Raw genomic sequence first — 18285 nt, forward strand, 5'->3', positions numbered from 1 at the left:
GTGCCGGGGCGGCACGGACCCCGTTTCGCGCGCGCGGCCCCCGCCCGCCCCCCGTCGTGGGCCGGATCGCGCGTAGGAGGTCGAAACGCGCGTAGGAGGCCCGAACTCCGGGCCACCTACGCGCGTTTCCGCTTTCCAGCGCAGCCGCCATGGGTCGAAACGCGACAGCCTGGAGGCCCGGTGGCGGTCCGCCGGACCGGCACCGGGCCTCCAGGCTGGTCGCGTCCACAGCGCGACGCGAGACTCGGACACCACGCGAAAGGGCCCCGCACCTGACGGTGCGGGGCCCTTCGTGTGCGGCCGGACTAGACGCCCGTGCGCACAGCGCGAGTGCCTGACGAGCAGAACTCAGACGCCGAAGTACAGCTCGTACTCGAACGGGTGCGGACGCTGCGCGAGCGGGAGGATCTCGTTCTCGCGCTTGTAGTCGATCCAGGTCTGGATGAGGTCCTCGGTGAAGACGTTGCCCTTCGTGAGGAACTCGTGGTCGGCCTCGAGTGCGTCGAGCGCCTCGTCGAGCGAGCCGGGGACCTGGGGGATGCCCTTGGCCTCCTCCGGGGGGAGCTCGTAGAGGTCCTTGTCGACCGGCTCGTGCGGCTCGATGCGGTTCTGGATGCCGTCGAGGCCAGCCATGAGCTGCGCCGCGAAGGCGAGGTACGGGTTGCCGGAGGCGTCGGGCGCGCGGAACTCGATGCGCTTGGCCTTCGGGTTGGTGCCCGTGATCGGGATGCGGATCGCCGCCGAGCGGTTGCCGGCCGAGTAGACCAGGTTGACCGGGGCCTCGAAGCCCTTCACCAGACGGTGGTAGGAGTTGATCGACGGGTTCGTGAACGCGAGCAGCGCCGACGCGTGCTTCAGGATGCCGCCGATGTACCAGCGCGCCACGTCGGAGAGACCGCCGTAGCCGTTCTCGTCGTAGAACAGCGGCTTGCCGTCGCTCCAGAGCGACTGGTGGGTGTGCATGCCGGACCCGTTGTCACCGAAGAGCGGCTTCGGCATGAACGTGGCGACCTTGCCCCACTGGTCGGCCGTGTTCTTGACGATGTACTTGAACTTCAGGATGTCGTCCGCGGCGTGGACCATCGTGTCGAACTTGTAGTTGATCTCCTGCTGGCCGCCGGTGCCCACCTCGTGGTGCGAGCGCTCGAGCTCGAAGCCCGCCTCGATCAGCTTGAGGGTGATGTCGTCGCGGAGGTCAGCGGTCTTGTCGACCGGGGACACCGGGAAGTAGCCGCCCTTGTACGGGGTCTTGTTGGCGAGGTTGCCGCCCTCTTCCTCGCGGCCGGTGTTCCAGGCGCCCTCTTCGGAGTCGACCGAGTAGAAGGACTTGTTCTGGGTGACCGAGTAGCGCACGTCGTCGAAGATGTAGAACTCGGCCTCGGGGGCGAAGAACGCGGTGTCCGCGATGCCCGTCGACGCGAGGTACTTCTCCGCCTTCTTGGCGACCTGGCGCGGGTCGCGGCCGTAGATCTCGCCGTTCCGCGGGTTGTAGATGTCGAAGATCATGATCAGCGTGCGCTCGGCGCGGAACTGGTCGATGTACGCCGTCGTCACATCAGGGATGAGCTGCATATCGGACTCGTGGATCGACGCAAAGCCGCGGATCGAGGAGCCGTCGAAGAGCTGACCGACCGAGAAGAAGTCCTCGTCGACCGTGGAAGCCGGGATGTTGAAGTGCTGCTGCACGCCGGGCAGGTCGGTGAATCGGATGTCGAGGAACTTGACGTCCGTGTCCTTGATGAAGGCCAGGACCTCGGAGGAATCGCTGAACATGTGTGTCGATCTCCTGGGGGTTTGGGTGATGTGGAGGTGCAGCGGGTGCACTCTCCGACGAGGCTATTGACACGGGGTTTCCCGGACGTGACTGCGTTGTTTCCGGCGTGTTACGCGCCTGCTGTCGCCTACCCTTGGAGCATGGCCCGTTCCACTCCGTCCTCGTCAGCCGCCGCCGCACACGGTGCGGGGGACTGGCCGGGCAAGGTCCTGGGGCTGCCGGAATCCGGGCCCCGCTCGATGGGCGGGTTCGGTCGGCGGTTCGGTGGGCTCGCGATCGACTGGGCGCTCGCATCGGTCATCTCGCTCGCGATCGGGACGTACGGCGCGGCGGGCAACTTCGTGACGCTCGGGATCTTCGCCGTGCTGCAGGTGCTGTTCATCGCGCTGCTGTCCGGCTCGTTCGGGCACGTGTGCGTCGGGCTCCGGGTCGTCCCGATCCGCGGGGGCTACGTCGGGGTCTGGCGCCCGGTGGTCCGCACGGTGCTGCTGTGCGTCGTGATCCCGGTCCTCATCCACGCGAAGGACGGTCGGCCCCTGCACGACGCCGCGGCCGGCACGGTGCTCGTCCGCCGCTGACGCGCGCTGCGCCGCGCTGCGCTACGCCGCGCTGCGCCGCGCTGCGGTCTGCACCGTCGCGTCCTGCCGGGGACGACTGGTCACGACATCCCGCCGGTTCGCCGTCGATCGGTCACAAGCCGTCGGGCCGGACACGCGCGACCAACTACTTGCGACCGATCGACGAACGTGAGCGGGGTGTTCTGACCGATCGCCCGGTGCCGGTGCCGGGTGCCGGTGCCGATCGCCGGGTGCCGGTGCCGATCGCCGGGTGCCGGTGCGGGTGCCGGTGCCGGTGCCGGTGCGCGTGTGGGACCGCGCCGAGGACGGTTGGTGGGCGACACCGCGCTGACGAAGGGCGGTCCGTGACCGCGCTGCCCGCCTCCACACGCAGAACGCCCCCGGCCGCTGCGGCCGGGGGCGTTCGTGGTGTGTGGGGTACGACTCAACGCGGGCGACCAGCGCGGACCCGAGTCGGGTCGATGCCCTTCGGGATCGCGGACGCCGGGTTCTGCGTGAGCGAGTCGAGACGGTTCGCGACCGCGAGGACCTCGTTGCGGTTGAGCGACTTCTTGAACTTGTTCATCGCACGGGGGAGCTTGTGCAGGGTCACGGCGTCCTTGCCGTCGCCGACGTGGACGACGTGGATCGGGACGTTCGGCACGATGCGCTGGACCTTCCGACGCTCCTCGTCGACCTGGCGCGTCAGGTTGCCGAGTTGGCCCTCGGTGATGAGCACGACGCCGGGGGTACCGACGGCACGGTAGACGGCGGCCTGCGAACGACCGTGGACCGCGACCGGCATCTCGCTGGAGCGCCACTGGCGACGGAGGGAGTTCGAGAGCACGGCGCCGACAGCACCCGGCTGCCCGTCGATCTGCGAGTACGCGGCGCGTTCCGCCAGACGCCCGAGCACGATGAGGAACAGCAGCACGCCGAGGAGCACCCCGGCGACGATCCACAGGACGACCGCGAGCCAGTTCTGCCCCGGCAGCAGGAGTGCGAGCAGCACACCGAGCACGACGGGCACGACGAACGCCGCTGCGAACCACCAGATCGACGTCGGGTCTGCCCGACGCGTCATCTGGAAGACCTGGAACATCTGCTTGAGACGCCCCGGCTCCTTCGCCTTCGTGTCCGTCGAACTGCTGCGTGCCATGCTCCCAGGATACGGCCTGACGGGCTTCCCGTGGACCGCCCGTGATCAGGCTGTGGGCGAACGGGGTTCTCCACAGACGCCAAGACCCGGCCTGGAGGCCCGTCCCGCCTCCGCGACGCTGGTCACCATGGACGCGATCACGCTCGAACACTGGTGGACCGGACCCGACTCCGGTCCCTTCGCGACATGGGTCGCCGACCGCTCCGCGGCCGACCCGGTCCACTGTGTCCGCGTCACTGAGGTCGGACGCGGTGCCGACGGGCGGCTCGTCGTGCACACCGGGCCCGTCCGCGGGGCCCCGCTGCCCGATGCGCTGGAACGGATCGGGCAGCCGACCGTCGGCGTCGCGGTGACGCTCACGGTGCCGTTGCTCGACCTCGTCGTCGACGCCGTCTCCGGGGCCATCGTGCTCGGGGTCGCACGCGCGGACGACGTCCTCGTGGACGACGCCGGTGCCACCGTGCTCGTCGACCATCCGCCGGACGCCGTGGACCTGACGGGCAGCGGGATCGTCCGGACCTCGGAGGCCGCGGGCGCGACCGCGCTCCTGCACGCGGCGCGGACGGTCTGGGAGCGGGTCGACCCGCGCGCTCCGTGTCGTGCGGTCCTCGACGCCGCGATGGCGGACGCGATCGGCGGGGGTGTCGCAGAAGCCCGGGAGCTGTTGCGCGTCGTCAGGAGCACGGCGGCGCCGCGACCGGTGCGATGGGATCCGCCCCGTGACGACTTCGACTTCGTCGAGCCCACCCCGCCGCCGGGTGACGACGTGGTCGCGCGTCTCCGCGGTTGGATCGTCGACGGCGTCCCGGTACCAGGTGGCGGGAAGCTCCCGGTGCGGCGGGCGGTCGTCGGACTGGTGGTCGCGACCGGTCTCGCCGTGGCCGGTGTGTTCGCGGTCTCGAGCCCGTGAGCGGACAGCGCGGGAGGCAACCGCACACGAACGCCGACGGCCCCGGCTCCCACGAGGGGAGACGGGGCCGTCGGTCGGGCCGGAGCCGCGGGTCAGTACCCGAGGTTCGGACCGAAGTTGCCCTCTTCGAGGCGGTTCTTCACCGCGACGAGGTACCGCGAGGCGTCCGCACCGTCGATGATCCGGTGGTCGTACGACAGCGCCAGGTACACGAACGAACGGATCGCGATGGCCTCTTGCCCGTCGACCTTCACGACCGCCGGGCGCTTCGTGACGATGCCGGTGCCGAGGATGGCCGACTGCGGGAGGAACACGACGGGGGTGTCGAACAGCGCGCCGCGCGAACCGGTGTTGGTCAGCGTGAACGTGCCGCCGGCGAGCTCGTCGGGCTTGAGCTGGTTGTTCCGCGTGCGCTCGGCGAGGTCCGCGATCGACTGCGAGAACTGCGCCAGGTTCAGCGACGCGGCGTCCTTGATCACGGGGGTGAGCAGACCGCGCTCGGTGTCCACCGCGATCGAGACGTTCTCGGTCTCCGGGTAGACGATCTCCTCGCCCTCCACCGTGGAGTTGATCTTCGGGTGGGCCTTCAGCGCCTCGGATGCCGCCAGGGCGAAGAACGGCATGAAGGAGAGCTTCGAACCCGTCTTCTCCAGGAACTGCGCCTTGTTGGCGTCCCGGAACTGGGCGACCTTGGTGACGTCCACCTCGACGACGCTGGTGAGCTGCGCGGTCGAGGTCATCGACTGCACGGCACGCTCGGCGACGACCTTGCGGAGGCGGGTCATCTTCTCGCGGGTGCCACGCAGCGGCGACACCTCCGCGACGAACGGGCCGGACGCGGCAGCGGGTGCTGCCGAGCCACCGGCTGCCGGAGCGGCCGAGACGGCGGCGAGCACGTCCTCCTTGCGGATGCGACCGCCGACACCGGTGCCGGTGACGGTGGACAGGTCGACGCCCTGCTCGTTCGCGAGCTTGCGGACGAGCGGCGTGACGTAGCCGGAGGCGGCACCCGTCTGCGTCGGGTTCGGGACCGCAGCGGAGGCGGTGGGCGCGCTGGCGACTGCGGCGGCCGGAGCCGGGACGGCTGCCGGCGGGGCCGGGGCTGCCGCGGGCGGCGGGACCGGAGCTGCCTGGGGGACCGGGGCTGCTGCGGGCGGCGCTGCCGGAGCCGCCGGGGCGGCGGGCTGCGTCTGACCGGCGGGGGCCGGCTCGGGCTCGGTCGGCTGCGGAGCGGGCGTCTCGGACTCCTGCTCGGTGCTCGGGGCGGCCTCGGGCTCGGCCTCCTCGGCAGCTTCTTCGTTCGACTCGGACGATCCGGCGTCGGACGAGCCGCCGTCGGACGACCCGCCGTCGGACGCGCCGTCGCCGATCTTCACCAGCGCGGTGCCGACCTCGACGGTCTCGTCTTCCTGGACGAGGATCTCCTCGACGACGCCGGCGATCGGCGACGGGATCTCGGTGTCGACCTTGTCGGTCGAGACCTCGAGCAGCGGCTCGTCGACCTCGACCCGGTCACCGACGTTCTTCAGCCATCGGGTCACCGTGCCCTCGGTGACGCTCTCGCCGAGCGCCGGGAGGTTGACGGATTCGCTCATCGGTGGGACTCCTCTTCGCAGGGGTGATTCGTGGTGGTTGGTGTCGTTGTCACGGTGCGCGCGCTCACAGTGCGTGGAGCGGCTTGCCCGCGAGGTGCAGGAACGCCTCGCCGAGCGCTTCGTTCTGCGTCGGGTGCGCGTGGATGAGCGGGGCGACGTCCTCGGGGTGCGCCTCCCAGTTCACGGCGAGCTGTGCCTCACCGATGAGCTCGCCGACTCGGGCGCCGATCATGCTGACGCCGACGACGGGACCGTCGATGACGCGGACGACCTTGATCGACCCGGAGGTGCCGATGATGTGGCTCTTCCCGTTGCCCGCGAGGTTGTACTCGTACGAGTCCACCTTGTCGGCGCCGTACTCGGCCTCGGCCTTGGCCTGCGAGAGTCCGACGGACGCGACCTCGGGGTCGGAGTACGTGATCTTCGGGATGTTCTTGTCCTCGATGATCACCGGGTTCAGGCCGGCGATCTCCTCGGCGACGAAGATGCCCTGCTGGAACCCGCGGTGGGCGAGCTGCAGGCCGGGGACGATGTCGCCCACGGCGTAGACGTTCGGCAGGTTGGTCGCGAGGCGCTCGTTCGTGGTGACGAAGCCACGGTCCATCGTGACGCCGACCTCGTCGAAGCCGACGTTCTGCGTGACGGGGCCACGGCCGACGGCGACCAGGAGCACGTCACCGTCGAAGGTCTTGCCGTCCTCGAGGGTGACGACGACGCCGTTCTCGTGCTGCTCGACACCCTGGAAGCGGACACCGAGCGAGAACTCGATGCCGCGCTTGCGGAAGGCCCGCTCGAGCTGCTTCGACATCGACTCGTCCTCGGCCGGGATGAGGTGGGGGAGCGCCTCGACGATGGTGACCTCGGCGCCGAAGGACTTCCAGACGCTCGCGAACTCGACGCCGATCACGCCGCCGCCGAGGATGACGACCTTGTTCGGGACGTAGTCCATGCGGAGCGCGGTCTCGGAGGTGATCACGCGGCCGCCGATCTCGAGCCCGGGGAGGGACTTCGAGTAGGAGCCGGTCGCGAGGACGACGTTCTTGCCCGTGATGGTCTGGTCGCCGACCTGCACGGTGTTCTGCGAGGTGAGCTTGCCCCAGCCCTCGACCACGGTGATGCCGCGGGCCTTGATGAGGCCCTGCAGACCCTTGTACTTCGAGTTGATGACGCCCTGCTGGTACTCGATGACCTTCGGGACCTCGACACCGGCGAACTCGGCGATGACGCCGTACTTCTCGGCCTCACGGGTGCCGTCGGCGATCTCGGCCGCGTGCAGGAGGGCCTTCGTCGGGATGCAGCCGCGGTGCAGGCACGTCCCTCCGAGCTTGTCCCCCTCGATGAGCGCGACGCTCATGCCGAGCTCGGCCGACCGCAGCGCTGCGGCGTACCCGCCGCTGCCGCCACCGAGGACCACGACGTCGTAAGTCTGTTCCGTCACCTGGTGCAACTCCCTCGTGCGTGTGAGCCCGGGCCCGGTTCTGGTGGGTTCGAGCCCGTGCATGGACACCGCGGCGGCGGTGCCCGACGGTCGGACCGCATGGTTCCGGTCCCGTCCCGTCCGTTCCGACGGGGGACGCGCAGAACACGCCCGCCCCGCCGGAACCAAACCTACTACTTGGACTGGAGCTCTTCTGCGAGTGCGATGAGTGTCCGGACCATGACGCCGGTGGCGCCCTTGCCGAGCCACCCGTAGCCGCCGCCCTTGTTCTCGGACGGGCCGGCGATGTCGAGGTGCGCCCACGGCACGTCCCCCTCGACGAACCGCTCGAGGAACTTGCCGGCGAGGAGCATGCCGCCCGCCGGGTTGCCGACCGTGGCGTTCACCATGTCGGCGACCTCGCTGGCGAGTCGCGCGTCGAGTTCCTCGGGGAGCGGCATCGGCCAGATCGGCTCCGCGACGGACGCCGCGACCGCCTGCAGCTGCGCGACGAGCGCGTCGGTGCCCATCAGGCCGGTGGTCCGGTCGCCGAGTGCGACGACCTGCGCGCCGGTGAGCGTGGCGATGTCGACGACGGCGTCCGGCTGCTCGAGCGTGGCGGCGACGAGACCGTCACCGAGGACGAGGCGGCCCTCGGCGTCGGTGTTGGTCACCTCGACCGTCTTGCCGTTCTTGAGCGTGAGCACGTCACCGGGGCGGGTGGCCGAACCGGACGGCATGTTCTCGGCGAGGCAGAGCCAGGCCGTCACCTTGACGTCGAGGCCCAGGCGCGCGGCCGCGACGGTGGTGGCGAGCACGGTGGCGGCACCGGTCATGTCGGTCTTCATGCCGAGCATCGAGGCTGCGGGCTTCAGGGAGAGGCCGCCGGAGTCGAACGTGATGCCCTTGCCGACGAGCGCGAGGTGCTTCGACGCGGTCGACGGCGCGTACCGGACGACGACGAGTCGCGGCGGACGGACGGACCCCGCGCCGACGCCGAGGATGCCGCCGAAGCCCTGCTCGGCCAGCGCGGTCTCGTCGAGGACCTCGACGGTGAGCGGCAGGTCCTCGGCGAACGACGCAGCGACGTCTGCCACCTCGGACGGGCCGAGGTCGCCCGCCGTGGTGTTGACGAGGTCGCGGACCAGCGCGGCCGCGTCGGCGACGATCGCCGGACGGACGGCGGCATCGGCCGATGCCGACGTGGCCAGCACGGTGATCGACTGGTCGCCACGCTGCGGTCCGGTCGTCCCCGTGCCCTTGTGCCGGGTGAAGGAGTACGCGCCGAGCGCAGCACCCTCCAACGCGGCGGCGACGAGCTCGTCGGTGTCGGTCGGCAGCGCGAGCACGATCGACGACGCATGGGGGAGCTGGCGGACGGCGCTGCCCGCTGCGGCACGGAGGGCCGCGGCGTCGGTGCCGGAACCGAGACCGACGAGCGCGATGCTCGACGCCTCGACACCGGTCGCGGGGATGCGGACGAGCTGGTCCTTGGAACCCGTCGCGCCGATCGCGGCGAGGTCGAGCCCGTCGAGTGCGGCGACCGCGCCCGTGGTGGGCGACACGACGGTCGCCGGAGCGCCGTCGGTGCCCGGACGGACGCCGACGACGAGCACGTCGGCGGCGATCGAGGAGGGGGATGAACTGTCGGTGGAGAGCGTCGGTCGGACCATGCTCCAACCCTATCCACGCGGTGTTCGCTGTCGGCGTGGGTTGCACGGCAGGTGTGGACGAACCGCCCGCCTAGCATGGGGACGGTGAACCACCCCGAGGACCTCTACACGTTCGACGAGTCCGCCCCGACGGTGCCAGCAGGCCTGCACCTCGTCGCCGGGCTCACCGGGTTCGCGGACGCCGGTTCGGCCGTCGCCCAGGTGACGACGTCGATCCTCGAGCGGCTGGACACCCGCCTGGTCGCGGAGTTCGACCCAGACGTCCTGCTCGACTGGCGCGCGCGTCGGCCGGTCATCACCTTCGAACACGACCACATCAGCGACGTGGAACCGCCGCGCCTCGCCCTGCACCTCGTGCGTGACGAGCTCGGCCAGCCCTTCCTCTTCCTCTCCGGGTACGAGCCCGACTTCCAGTGGAACCGGTTCGTGCGCGCGGTCACCGAACTCGCCGCCGAGCTCCGGGTAGTCGACACCACGTGGGTGCAGTCGATCCCGATGCCGGTGCCGCACACCCGGCCGATCAGCCTGACGGTGTCCGGCACGCGGGCCGACCTCATCGAGTCCATGAGTGTCTGGAAGCCGCAGACGCAGGCGCCGGCGAACGTGCTGCACCTCGTCGAGCACCGGCTGACCGAGCTCGACCAGCAGGTCACCGGCCTCGTCCTCCTCGTCCCGCACTACCTGTCCGACACCGAGTTCCCGGACGCGGCCGTCGCGGCGCTGTCCGGCATCTCCGCGTCGACGGGGCTGATCTTCCCGACGGACGCCCTCCGCGAGGAAGGGCGCGAGTTCATCGCGCGGGTGGACGAGCAGGTGGCGGGCAACGCCGAGTTGCAGCGTCTGGTCAGTGCGCTCGAGGAGCGTCACGACACGTACATGGAGGGCAACTCCGTCTCGTCGCCGCTGACCAACGTCGACGGCGAGGTGCCGACGGCGGACTCGATCGCGGCAGAGCTCGAACGCTTCCTGGCGGACCGTCGTGTCGACGGCGACGCGAGCGAGGACTGAGACCGGACCAGCTGCGGTCCGCGACGGACGTCGCGATCGTGCACCGGTCCTCCCGTCCGTCCTGGAGGCTGTGCACCCGTCGGGCGCGCATCGCGCGTTCTCCACAGCCCGTCCTGGCGGCGGGGCCGCGCCGATAGCCTGGTCGGGTGAACTCCCGCCGTGCCTTCGTCGTCTGGGGCGTCGCGGTGCTCGCGTACGTCCTGGCGGTCGTCCAGCGGTCCTCGCTGGGTGTGTCCGGCGTCGACGCGCAGGACCGCTTCGCGGTCTCCGCTGCGGTCCTCTCCACGCTCGCGGTCGTCCAGATCGCCGTCTACGCGGGGCTGCAGATCCCGGTCGGGATCGCGCTCGACCGCATCGGCCCGCGCCGACTCGTCCTGCTCGGGGCACTGCTCCTCGTCGTGGGGCAGGCGATCGTGGCGGTCTCACCGACGATCGGGCCGGCGATCGTCGGCAGGGTGTTCGTCGGTGCGGGGGACGCGATGACCTTCATCTCGGTGATCCGACTGCTCCCGATGTGGTTCAGCGGGCGCATCCTGCCGCAGATCTCGCAGTGGACGGGCAACCTCGGGCAGGTCGGGCAGATCGCCTCCGCGTTCCCGTTCGCCCTGCTCCTGCACACCGCCGGGTGGTCGATCGCGTTCGGTGTCGCCGCGGCCGCCAGCGCCGTCGGGCTGGTCCTGGCGTTCGTGTTCGTCCGGAACGGACCCGTGCCGGTGCGCACCGACACGATCCCGCTGCCGCACTCGTGGGGCGGCGCGTTCCGGACGTTCTGGCACGCGCTCCGTCGACCGGGTACCCAGCTCGGCTTCTGGTCGCACTACGTCACGCAGTCCTCCGGCACCGTCTTCAGCCTGCTCTGGGGCGTCCCGATGCTCCGGGGGCTCGGCTACTCCGCGACCGAGGCCGCTGCGTTCCTGACCGTCATCGTCGTCGTGGGGTTCGTCGTCGGTCCGATCCTCGGCGTGCTGTGTGCCCGGTTCCCGTTCCGCAGGTCGAACCTGGTCCTCGGCGTGGTCGTCGTGCTCGGTGTGGTGTGGACCGCCGTGCTGCTCTGGCCTGATCACCCGCCGACGTGGCTGCTCGTGCTGCTCGTCGTGGCGATGGGCATCGGCGGGCCAGGGTCGCTGATCGGGTTCGACTTCGCGCGGTCGTTCAACCCGATGGGCTCACTGGGTTCGGCGAACGGCGTCGTGAACGTCGGCGGCTTCCTGGCGGCCTTCGTGATGATGTTCCTGATCGGGACCCTGCTCGACGCCGTCTCGCGGGTCACGGGCGACACGGTCTTCGCGTGGTCGAACTTCCGGATCGCCCTCACCGTGCAGTACGTCGTGGTCGGGATCGGCGTGGGGATGCTGTTGCACGCCCGTCGACGGACCCGCGCGGTGATGCACGCCGAGGACGGAATACGGGTGGCCCCGCTGTGGGTTGCATTGGTTGCACGCCTGCGGAAGCGGACCGTGCAATAATGAACCCGGACCCGTTCGGGTCCTCCGTGTACAGGTGCTCTTCCGGAGCGCCGGATTCGCTGGGGGACTTGACATGGGTCCTAGTGCTGCCCGGAGAGGCAGTGCCGCCAGGAACGACTGAGCCGGCGACGCGGGGGACTGCGGCGCAAGCCCTGAGCGGCGAGGGGCGCCACGACCCCAGGAACGTGGCACGAGGAGAGAGGTGATCGCATGGCTGCCCGGAGCACGACGATCGATCCCACGAAGGACAACGCCGACACGGTGGACCAGGCTGCGGCCGAGGACACCGACGGAACCGCCGCGCCCAAGAAGGCTGCGGCGAAGAAGGCCCCCGCCAAGAAGGCGCCCGCGAAGAAGGCGGCGGCCAAGAAGCCGGCGACCAAGAAGGCCGCTGACGACGACGTCGAGGACGAGGAGACCGTCGAACCGGTCGACGTGGACGAGACCGAGGACGACGCCGAGGAGAAGCCGGCGACCGCCGCGGCCGAAGCCGCCAACGCGGTCGCAGCCGGGGCGCTCGTCATCTCGCAGTCCGACGACGACGAAGCGCCGGTCTACTCGACCACGATCACGGGTGCGACCGCCGACCCGGTCAAGGACTACCTGAAGCAGATCGGCAAGGTCGCGCTCCTCAACGCGGAGCAGGAGGTCGAGCTCGCGATGCGCATCGAGGCCGGCCTGTTCGCCGAGGACAAGCTGCAGCACTCGACGGGCCTGTCGAAGCCGGAAGAGCGCGAGCTCCGCTGGGTCGCTCGTGACGGTCAGCGCGCGAAGTCGCACCTGCTCGGTGCGAACCTGCGTCTCGTCGTGTCCCTCGCCAAGCGCTACACCGGTCGTGGCATGCAGTTCCTCGACCTGATCCAGGAAGGCAACCTCGGCCTCATCCGTGCGGTCGAGAAGTTCGACTACACCAAGGGCTTCAAGTTCTCGACCTACGCGACGTGGTGGATCCGCCAGGCGATCACCCGCGCCATGGCCGACCAGGCCCGCACCATCCGCATCCCGGTGCACATGGTCGAGGTCATCAACAAGCTCGCGCGCGTCCAGCGGCAGATGCTGCAGGACCTGGGTCGCGAACCCACTCCGGAAGAACTCGCCCGCGAGCTCGACATGACCCCGGAGAAGGTCGTCGAGGTCCAGAAGTACGGCCGCGAGCCGATCTCGCTGCACACCCCGCTGGGTGAAGACGGCGACTCGGAGTTCGGTGACCTCATCGAGGACACCGAGGCGGTCGTCCCGGCCGACGCGGTGGGCTTCACGATGCTGCAGAAGCAGCTCGAGAGCCTCCTCGACTCCCTGTCGGAGCGCGAAGCCGGTGTCATCCGGATGCGCTTCGGTCTCGGTGACGGCCAGCCGAAGACGCTCGACCAGATCGGTGACACGTTCGGCGTGACGCGTGAGCGCATCCGCCAGATCGAGTCCAAGACGATGGCGAAGCTCCGCCACCCGTCGCGGTCGCAGTCGCTGCGCGACTACCTCGAGTAGGCCGTCAGGTGCGTTTCTTCATCCCGATCCTCATCGGGCGGATCCTCCGTGCCCTCGCTCGTGCGCGGGGCGGGGGATCCGCGTACCCCGGGTTCATCGTCCTGAAGCTCGTCCCGGACTTCCTGCAGCACGTCACGAAGCAGTTCCCGAACGGGGTCGTCTTCGTGCTCGGGTCGAACGGCAAGTCCACGACGACGCACATGATCTCCGAGATCGTGCGCGCCCACGGCCTGCGCGTCTTCACGAACCCCTCCGGCGCGAACCTGCCGCAGGGTATCGCGTCGGCGCTGCTGTCCGAGGTGTCGCTGACCGGCCGGCTCAAGGCGGACATCGGCATCCTCGAGGTCGACGAGGCCTTCGCCGTCGAGCTCGCCGGGATCCTGTCGCCGTCGACCGTCACGATGCTCAACGTCCAGGTCGACCAGCTGTACCGGTTCTTCGAGACCGAGCGCGTCGCGACGATGATGCTCGACACGGCGGCGCTGTCCTCCGCGAACGTCATCACGAACCACGACGACCAGTTCCTCGACGCCTACACCGGTGTCGACGGCCAGCGTGTGCTCCGCTTCGGCGCGAGCGCCGAGGTCGTGGCGGCTGCGCCGAACGGCCTGCAGAACGCCGACGACTTCGCATCGGCCGATCGTGCGGCGACCTCGGCTGACGCCGAGGTGGTCGAGAACCGCGGCGACGCGGCGACCATCGCGTTCGACGGGGCGACGATCCCGGTCCGGCTCCCGGCGCGCGGCCTGCACTACGCGGTCGACGCCGCTGCCGCCACCGCGACGGCCAGCGCCGCGCTCGGGACGCAGTTCCGCGCGGACGCCGTCACGAAGGCCTTCACGACGATGAAGCCGGCGTACGGCCGCGGCGAACGACTCCCCATCGCGGGCGAGTCGGCCGAGTTCACCATGTTCAAGAACGCGGCCAGTCTCCAGCTGAACCTCGACGCGCTGCCGGACCACCCCGAGCAGGTGCTCATGGCGATCGACGAGGGCACGCCGGACATCTCCTGGATCTACGACATCGACTTCTCGAAGCTCGACCACGTGGACGTCGTCTCCGGTGACAAGGCGTGGCAGATCGCCATCGCGCTCGAGCACGCCGGTGTCCGCATCGGTACCGTCGAGCCCGACGTCGAAGCGGCCATCGCGCTCATGCAGGGCCTCGGTGCGACGACCAGCGGCACGAAGAACTTCATCGTCAACTACGAGATCATGATGATCGCCCGGAAGGCCCTCGGCCACCCGGACATGGAGAAGACCGCATGACGGCCGATCGCCTGACCATCCTGCACGTCTACCCGCGCCAGATGGGGGTGTCGGGGGACCGCGGCAACGTCGTGGCCCTGACCCGCCGTGCCGACGCCGCTGACATCCCCACCGAGGTGCTCGAGTACGCACCGGGAGACGCCCTGCCGACCGCGGCCGACGTCGTGGTGATCGGCAACGGTCCGCTCAGCGCGATGCGCTCCCTCGGCGACGACGTGGCGCGCATCGGTGCCCCGCTCCGCGAGTTCGCGGCTGCCGGTGTGCCGGTCGTGGCCGTCGGTGGCGGGTTCGACCTGGCGACGAACGAGATCGTCCCGACCGACGGCTCGCCGCTCGCGGGCTTCGGCGTGTTCGACGCCCGGGCGGTCCGCGGTGCCGAGCGTCGGGTCAACTACTTCGTGCTCGAGACGCGCTACCCGCTCCTGCCCGGTGCCGCGAAGCGGCTCGCCGGGTTCGAGGACCACGCCACCCGGATCGAGCTCGGCGCCGGTGTCACACCGTTCGCCGACGTCGTCTCGGGCGGTGGCAACCAGGCGGGTTCCGCGGTGGAGGGCGCGATCACCGGAACGTCGTTCGGGACGCACACGCAGGGACCGCTCCTGCCGCTCAACCCGGACCTGACGGATGCCGTCCTCGCTGCGGCGACCGCACGTGTCGGGCGGGAGTACGCCCCCGACACGGAACGCACCGCGACGATCGACCGCTACGCGCGCGAGGCGCGTGCGACCGTCGACCGCTACGTCGACAAGGCGTTCAAGCGCATCGCGTGACGATGGTGCGTCATCGAAGCTGACGACGGAAGGCCGGGCCGATCGGGCTCGGCCTTCCGTCGTTCCCGATGGCAACGGTCGGCGCTCTCGTCGTGACCCTGACCACCGCGGGGGCAGTCATCCAGCCAGCGGCCGCCGAAGCCGCGACGACACGGATCGCCGACGCCTGCAGATCGGTCCCGACGACCACGACCGAGTTCGACGGCGTCCCGGGCACGATCTTCTCCAAGCGCCTGCAGTGTCTCGGCAGCATGGCGGGCTACTCAGGAGAGATCGATGGCAAGATGCGGTCCGACGCCTGGTTCTTCGTCGCGAAGCGCCTGGCGGTCGGCGGCTACTACCAATCGGGCTCGTTCTACGGATCCGAGCATCCCCTGACCATCGCTGCGCTCCAGCGGTGGTCGGCGGATCACGGCCAGTACAGCGGTCCGATCGACGGCATCTGGGGCCCGAACAGCTACCGCGGCGCTGCCTGGGCGCTGAACCGCGCGTTCTGAAGCGGCCATGCGACGAACGGGAGGCCCGGTACCAACTGGTACCGGGCCTCCCGTTCGCTGTGCGGTCGCGTCGGACACGACCTACTTCGACTCGTAGAGTCGGCTGCTCTCGTCGTGCCACTCGATCGCGGTCGCGGCGAGCTTGTCCTTGAACTCGGCGCCGTGGTGGGCGCAGAAGAACAGTTCACCGCTGGCCATGGTGGCTCGGATGTAGGCCTGCGCCCCGCAGCTGTCGCAGCGGTCGGCAGCCGTGAGCTGGTGGCTGCTGAGTTCGTCGATGGAGGGGTCCTGCACGGTCTGGGTCATTGCTGTGCTCCTCACGGATCGCAGGTGGTGCCTTGATGGTCCACCCATTTCAACACGTGCTGCCTGGATACGTCGCATTGCGGACCCCCCATTTCGCTCAGCGCGGATCGACTGTCCCCAGTCCGAGTGTCCGGACGGCGTTGTCCGGGGTGCTCGGTAGGCTCAGGAGGTGAGCTCCGACTACTCCGCACGCCATCTCTCCGTCCTCGAAGGGCTCGAGGCAGTACGGAAGCGTCCCGGCATGTACATCGGGTCGACCGACTCCCGCGGGCTGATGCACTGCCTGTGGGAGATCATCGACAACTCCGTCGACGAAGCCCTCGCCGGGCACGGTGACGAGATCGGTGTCCGGCTGTTCCCGGACGGATCCGTGCAGGTCTCGGACACGGCTCGTGGCATCCCGGTCGACGTCGAACCGAAGACGGGCCTGACGGGTGTCGAGGTCGTCTTCACCAAGCTGCACGCCGGCGGCAAGTTCGGTTCGGGATCGTACGCGGCCTCCGGCGGGCTGCACGGCGTCGGTGCCTCGGTGGTGAACGCGCTGTCGGAGCGCCTCGACGTCGAGGTCGACCGTGACGGGAAGACCTACGCGATGTCGTTCCACCGGGGTGAGCCCGGCGTGTTCGACGACGCCGCCGGGATCGGACCGGACGCGCCGTTCACACCGTTCACCTCCGGCAGTGAGTTGAAGGTCGTCGGCAAGGTCAAGAAGAACGTGACCGGGTCGCGGATCCGCTACTGGGCCGACCGGCAGATCTTCACCAAGGACGCCGCGTTCAGCATGTCCGACCTGGTGAACCGGGCGCGCCAGACGGCGTTCCTGGTCCCCGGGCTCGGGCTGACGATCACCGACGAACGCCCAGCCGCGATCGAGGCCGCAGCGGCGCGTGCGTCGGCCACCGGTGTCGAAGCGACGGCCGGTCCCGTGGTCGAGCGCTTCCGGTACGAGGGCGGCATCAGCGAGTTCGTCGAGCACCTCGCGCCGGACTCCGCGATCACCGACGTCTGGCGCGTTCAGGGCACCGGCACGTTCACCGAGACCGTCCCGATGCTCGACGACAAGGGCCACATGGTCTCCACCGACGTCGAACGCTCGTGCGAGGTCGACCTCGCACTCCGCTGGGGCGGCGGGTACGAGACGGTGTTCCGGAGCTTCGTCAACATCATCGCGACCCCGAAGGGCGGCACCCACCAGGCCGGCTTCGAGAGCGGCGTGATGAAGGCCGTCCGGGCCCAGGTCGAGGCGAACGCCCGCAAGCTCAAGGTCGGCCAGGACAAGCTCGACAAGGACGACGTGCTCGCCGGCATGACCGCCGTGCTCACCGTCCGGCTGCCGGAACCGCAGTTCGAAGGACAGACGAAGGAGGTCCTCGGCACTCCGGCGGTCCGCAAGATCGTCGACCAAGTGGTGTCGAAACGCATGACGGAGATCCTCACGTCGACACAGCGCACTGAGAAGGCCCAGGCGGCGACGCTGCTCGAGAAGGTCGTCTCGGAGATGAAGTCCCGCATCTCCGCGCGCGCCCACAAGGAGACCCAGCGCCGGAAGAACGCGCTCGAGAACTCGTCGCTGCCGACGAAGCTCGCCGACTGCCGCTCGAACGACGTCGCCGGTACCGAGCTCTTCATCGTGGAGGGCGACTCCGCGCTCGGCACCGCCAAGCTCGCGCGCAACAGCGAGTACCAGGCGCTGCTGCCGATCCGCGGCAAGATCCTCAACGTCCAGAAGGCGTCGGTCTCCGACATGCTCTCGAACGCCGAGTGCGCGTCGATCATCCAGGTGATCGGCGCCGGCTCCGGCCGGACGTTCGAGCTCGACCAGGCCCGTTACGGCAAGGTCATCATCATGTCGGACGCCGACGTCGACGGCGCGCACATCCGCACGCTGCTGCTCACGCTCTTCTTCCGCTACATGCGGCCGATGATCGAGCAGGGTCGCGTGTTCGCCGCCGTCCCGCCGCTGCACCGTGTCGTCGTGGTGAACCGCGGCAAGCCGAACGACACGCTGTACACCTACTCCGAGCAGGAGCTCCAGTCGGTGCTGAAGAAGCTCGAGAAGTCGGGCAAGAAGTACCAGGAGCCGATCCAGCGCTACAAGGGCCTGGGCGAGATGGACGCGGACCAGCTGGCGGAGACGACCATGGACCGTGCGCACCGGACGCTCCGTCGGGTGAACGTGTCCGATGCCGAGGGTGCCGCGAAGGTGTTCGAGCTGCTGATGGGCAACGACGTCGCCCCCCGCAAGGAGTTCATCCTGGCGGGCGAGGGCCTCGACCACGACCGCATCGACGTGTAGCGGCGCGGGACTGTCCAGCGCGCGCCTCGAAAGCGACAGCGCCCCGCGTTCTTTCGGCAACACCCTGTCGCTCTCGCGGCACAATCCGCGCAGCCTGACGGGAC

General features: G+C 69.6%; 15 protein-coding genes. 9 read left to right on the forward strand and 6 right to left on the reverse strand.

Translation table 11 applies throughout. From position 1 onward, the window contains the following. Positions 1-348: 348 nt before the first annotated feature. On the reverse strand, positions 349-1773 hold the full coding sequence (gene glnA / locus ACIPJ2_RS09355; RefSeq protein WP_281264377.1) for a type I glutamate--ammonia ligase: 1425 nt from the start codon (positions 1771-1773) through the stop codon (positions 349-351). 141 nt (positions 1774-1914) lie between these two features. On the opposite strand from glnA, the gene ACIPJ2_RS09360 reads away from it, so the two are divergent. Further along, positions 1915-2352 (forward strand): RDD family protein, encoded by a 438-nt coding sequence (locus ACIPJ2_RS09360; RefSeq protein ID WP_402728584.1) that lies wholly within the window; start codon positions 1915-1917, stop codon positions 2350-2352. Positions 2353-2776: 424 nt separating this feature from the next. On the opposite strand, the gene ACIPJ2_RS09365 is transcribed toward ACIPJ2_RS09360, so the two are convergent. Next, the gene (locus ACIPJ2_RS09365; RefSeq protein ID WP_281264379.1) at positions 2777-3490 is read right to left on the reverse strand and encodes a DUF4191 domain-containing protein; all 714 of its coding nucleotides are present in this window, start codon (positions 3488-3490) and stop codon (positions 2777-2779) included. A 127-nt stretch (positions 3491-3617) separates the two neighbouring features. On the opposite strand from ACIPJ2_RS09365, the gene ACIPJ2_RS09370 reads away from it, so the two are divergent. Further along, the gene (locus ACIPJ2_RS09370) at positions 3618-4400 is read left to right on the forward strand and encodes a hypothetical protein (RefSeq protein ID WP_402728585.1); all 783 of its coding nucleotides are present in this window, start codon (positions 3618-3620) and stop codon (positions 4398-4400) included. A 92-nt stretch (positions 4401-4492) separates the two neighbouring features. Here the strand turns inward: ACIPJ2_RS09370 and sucB are convergent, their stop codons facing one another. The 3 genes from sucB to ACIPJ2_RS09385 form a co-directional block, all read right to left on the reverse strand. After that, on the reverse strand, positions 4493-5995 hold the full coding sequence (gene sucB, locus ACIPJ2_RS09375; protein WP_402728586.1) for a 2-oxoglutarate dehydrogenase, E2 component, dihydrolipoamide succinyltransferase: 1503 nt from the start codon (positions 5993-5995) through the stop codon (positions 4493-4495). Positions 5996-6059: 64 nt separating this feature from the next. After that, positions 6060-7433, reverse strand: coding sequence for a dihydrolipoyl dehydrogenase (gene lpdA / locus ACIPJ2_RS09380; protein WP_402728587.1), 1374 nt, complete (start codon positions 7431-7433; stop codon positions 6060-6062). 173 nt (positions 7434-7606) lie between these two features. Beyond that, on the reverse strand, positions 7607-9085 hold the full coding sequence (locus ACIPJ2_RS09385; RefSeq protein WP_402728588.1) for a leucyl aminopeptidase: 1479 nt from the start codon (positions 9083-9085) through the stop codon (positions 7607-7609). A gap of 75 nt (positions 9086-9160) precedes the next feature. On the opposite strand from ACIPJ2_RS09385, the gene ACIPJ2_RS09390 reads away from it, so the two are divergent. From ACIPJ2_RS09390 to ACIPJ2_RS09415, 6 genes are all read left to right on the forward strand, one after another. Then, entirely contained in the window at positions 9161-10093 is a 933-nt protein-coding gene (locus ACIPJ2_RS09390) for a proteasome assembly chaperone family protein (protein WP_281264383.1), read from the forward strand. A gap of 146 nt (positions 10094-10239) precedes the next feature. Beyond that, complete coding sequence (locus ACIPJ2_RS09395; protein ID WP_402728589.1) at positions 10240-11559, forward strand: nitrate/nitrite transporter; 1320 nt, start codon at positions 10240-10242, stop codon at positions 11557-11559. A 210-nt stretch (positions 11560-11769) separates the two neighbouring features. Beyond that, positions 11770-13044 (forward strand): RNA polymerase sigma factor, encoded by a 1275-nt coding sequence (locus tag ACIPJ2_RS09400; RefSeq protein WP_402728590.1) that lies wholly within the window; start codon positions 11770-11772, stop codon positions 13042-13044. Positions 13045-13052: 8 nt separating this feature from the next. Beyond that, the gene (locus ACIPJ2_RS09405) at positions 13053-14312 is read left to right on the forward strand and encodes a MurT ligase domain-containing protein (protein ID WP_402728591.1); all 1260 of its coding nucleotides are present in this window, start codon (positions 13053-13055) and stop codon (positions 14310-14312) included. Beyond that, positions 14309-15082, forward strand: coding sequence for a type 1 glutamine amidotransferase (locus tag ACIPJ2_RS09410; protein ID WP_402728592.1), 774 nt, complete (start codon positions 14309-14311; stop codon positions 15080-15082). Before ACIPJ2_RS09405 ends, ACIPJ2_RS09410 begins: the two co-directional genes overlap by 4 nt. Positions 15083-15150: 68 nt before the next feature. After that, positions 15151-15579, forward strand: a complete 429-nt coding sequence (locus ACIPJ2_RS09415) for a hypothetical protein (protein WP_402728593.1) — start codon at positions 15151-15153, stop codon at positions 15577-15579. Positions 15580-15660: 81 nt separating this feature from the next. Here the strand turns inward: ACIPJ2_RS09415 and ACIPJ2_RS09420 are convergent, their stop codons facing one another. After that, positions 15661-15885: a hypothetical protein gene (locus tag ACIPJ2_RS09420; RefSeq protein WP_281264389.1), complete on the reverse strand. Its 225-nt coding sequence runs from the start codon at positions 15883-15885 to the stop codon at positions 15661-15663. Between the two features lie 169 nt (positions 15886-16054). Here ACIPJ2_RS09420 and ACIPJ2_RS09425 point away from each other — a divergent pair, with 169 nt between their 5' ends. Further along, entirely contained in the window at positions 16055-18181 is a 2127-nt protein-coding gene (locus tag ACIPJ2_RS09425) for a type IIA DNA topoisomerase subunit B (RefSeq protein WP_281264390.1), read from the forward strand. Positions 18182-18285 lie beyond the last annotated feature (104 nt).

Origin of the sequence: Curtobacterium sp. NPDC090217 (assembly GCF_044746705.1) — a bacterium.
In the GTDB taxonomy this organism is placed as follows: domain Bacteria; phylum Actinomycetota; class Actinomycetes; order Actinomycetales; family Microbacteriaceae; genus Curtobacterium.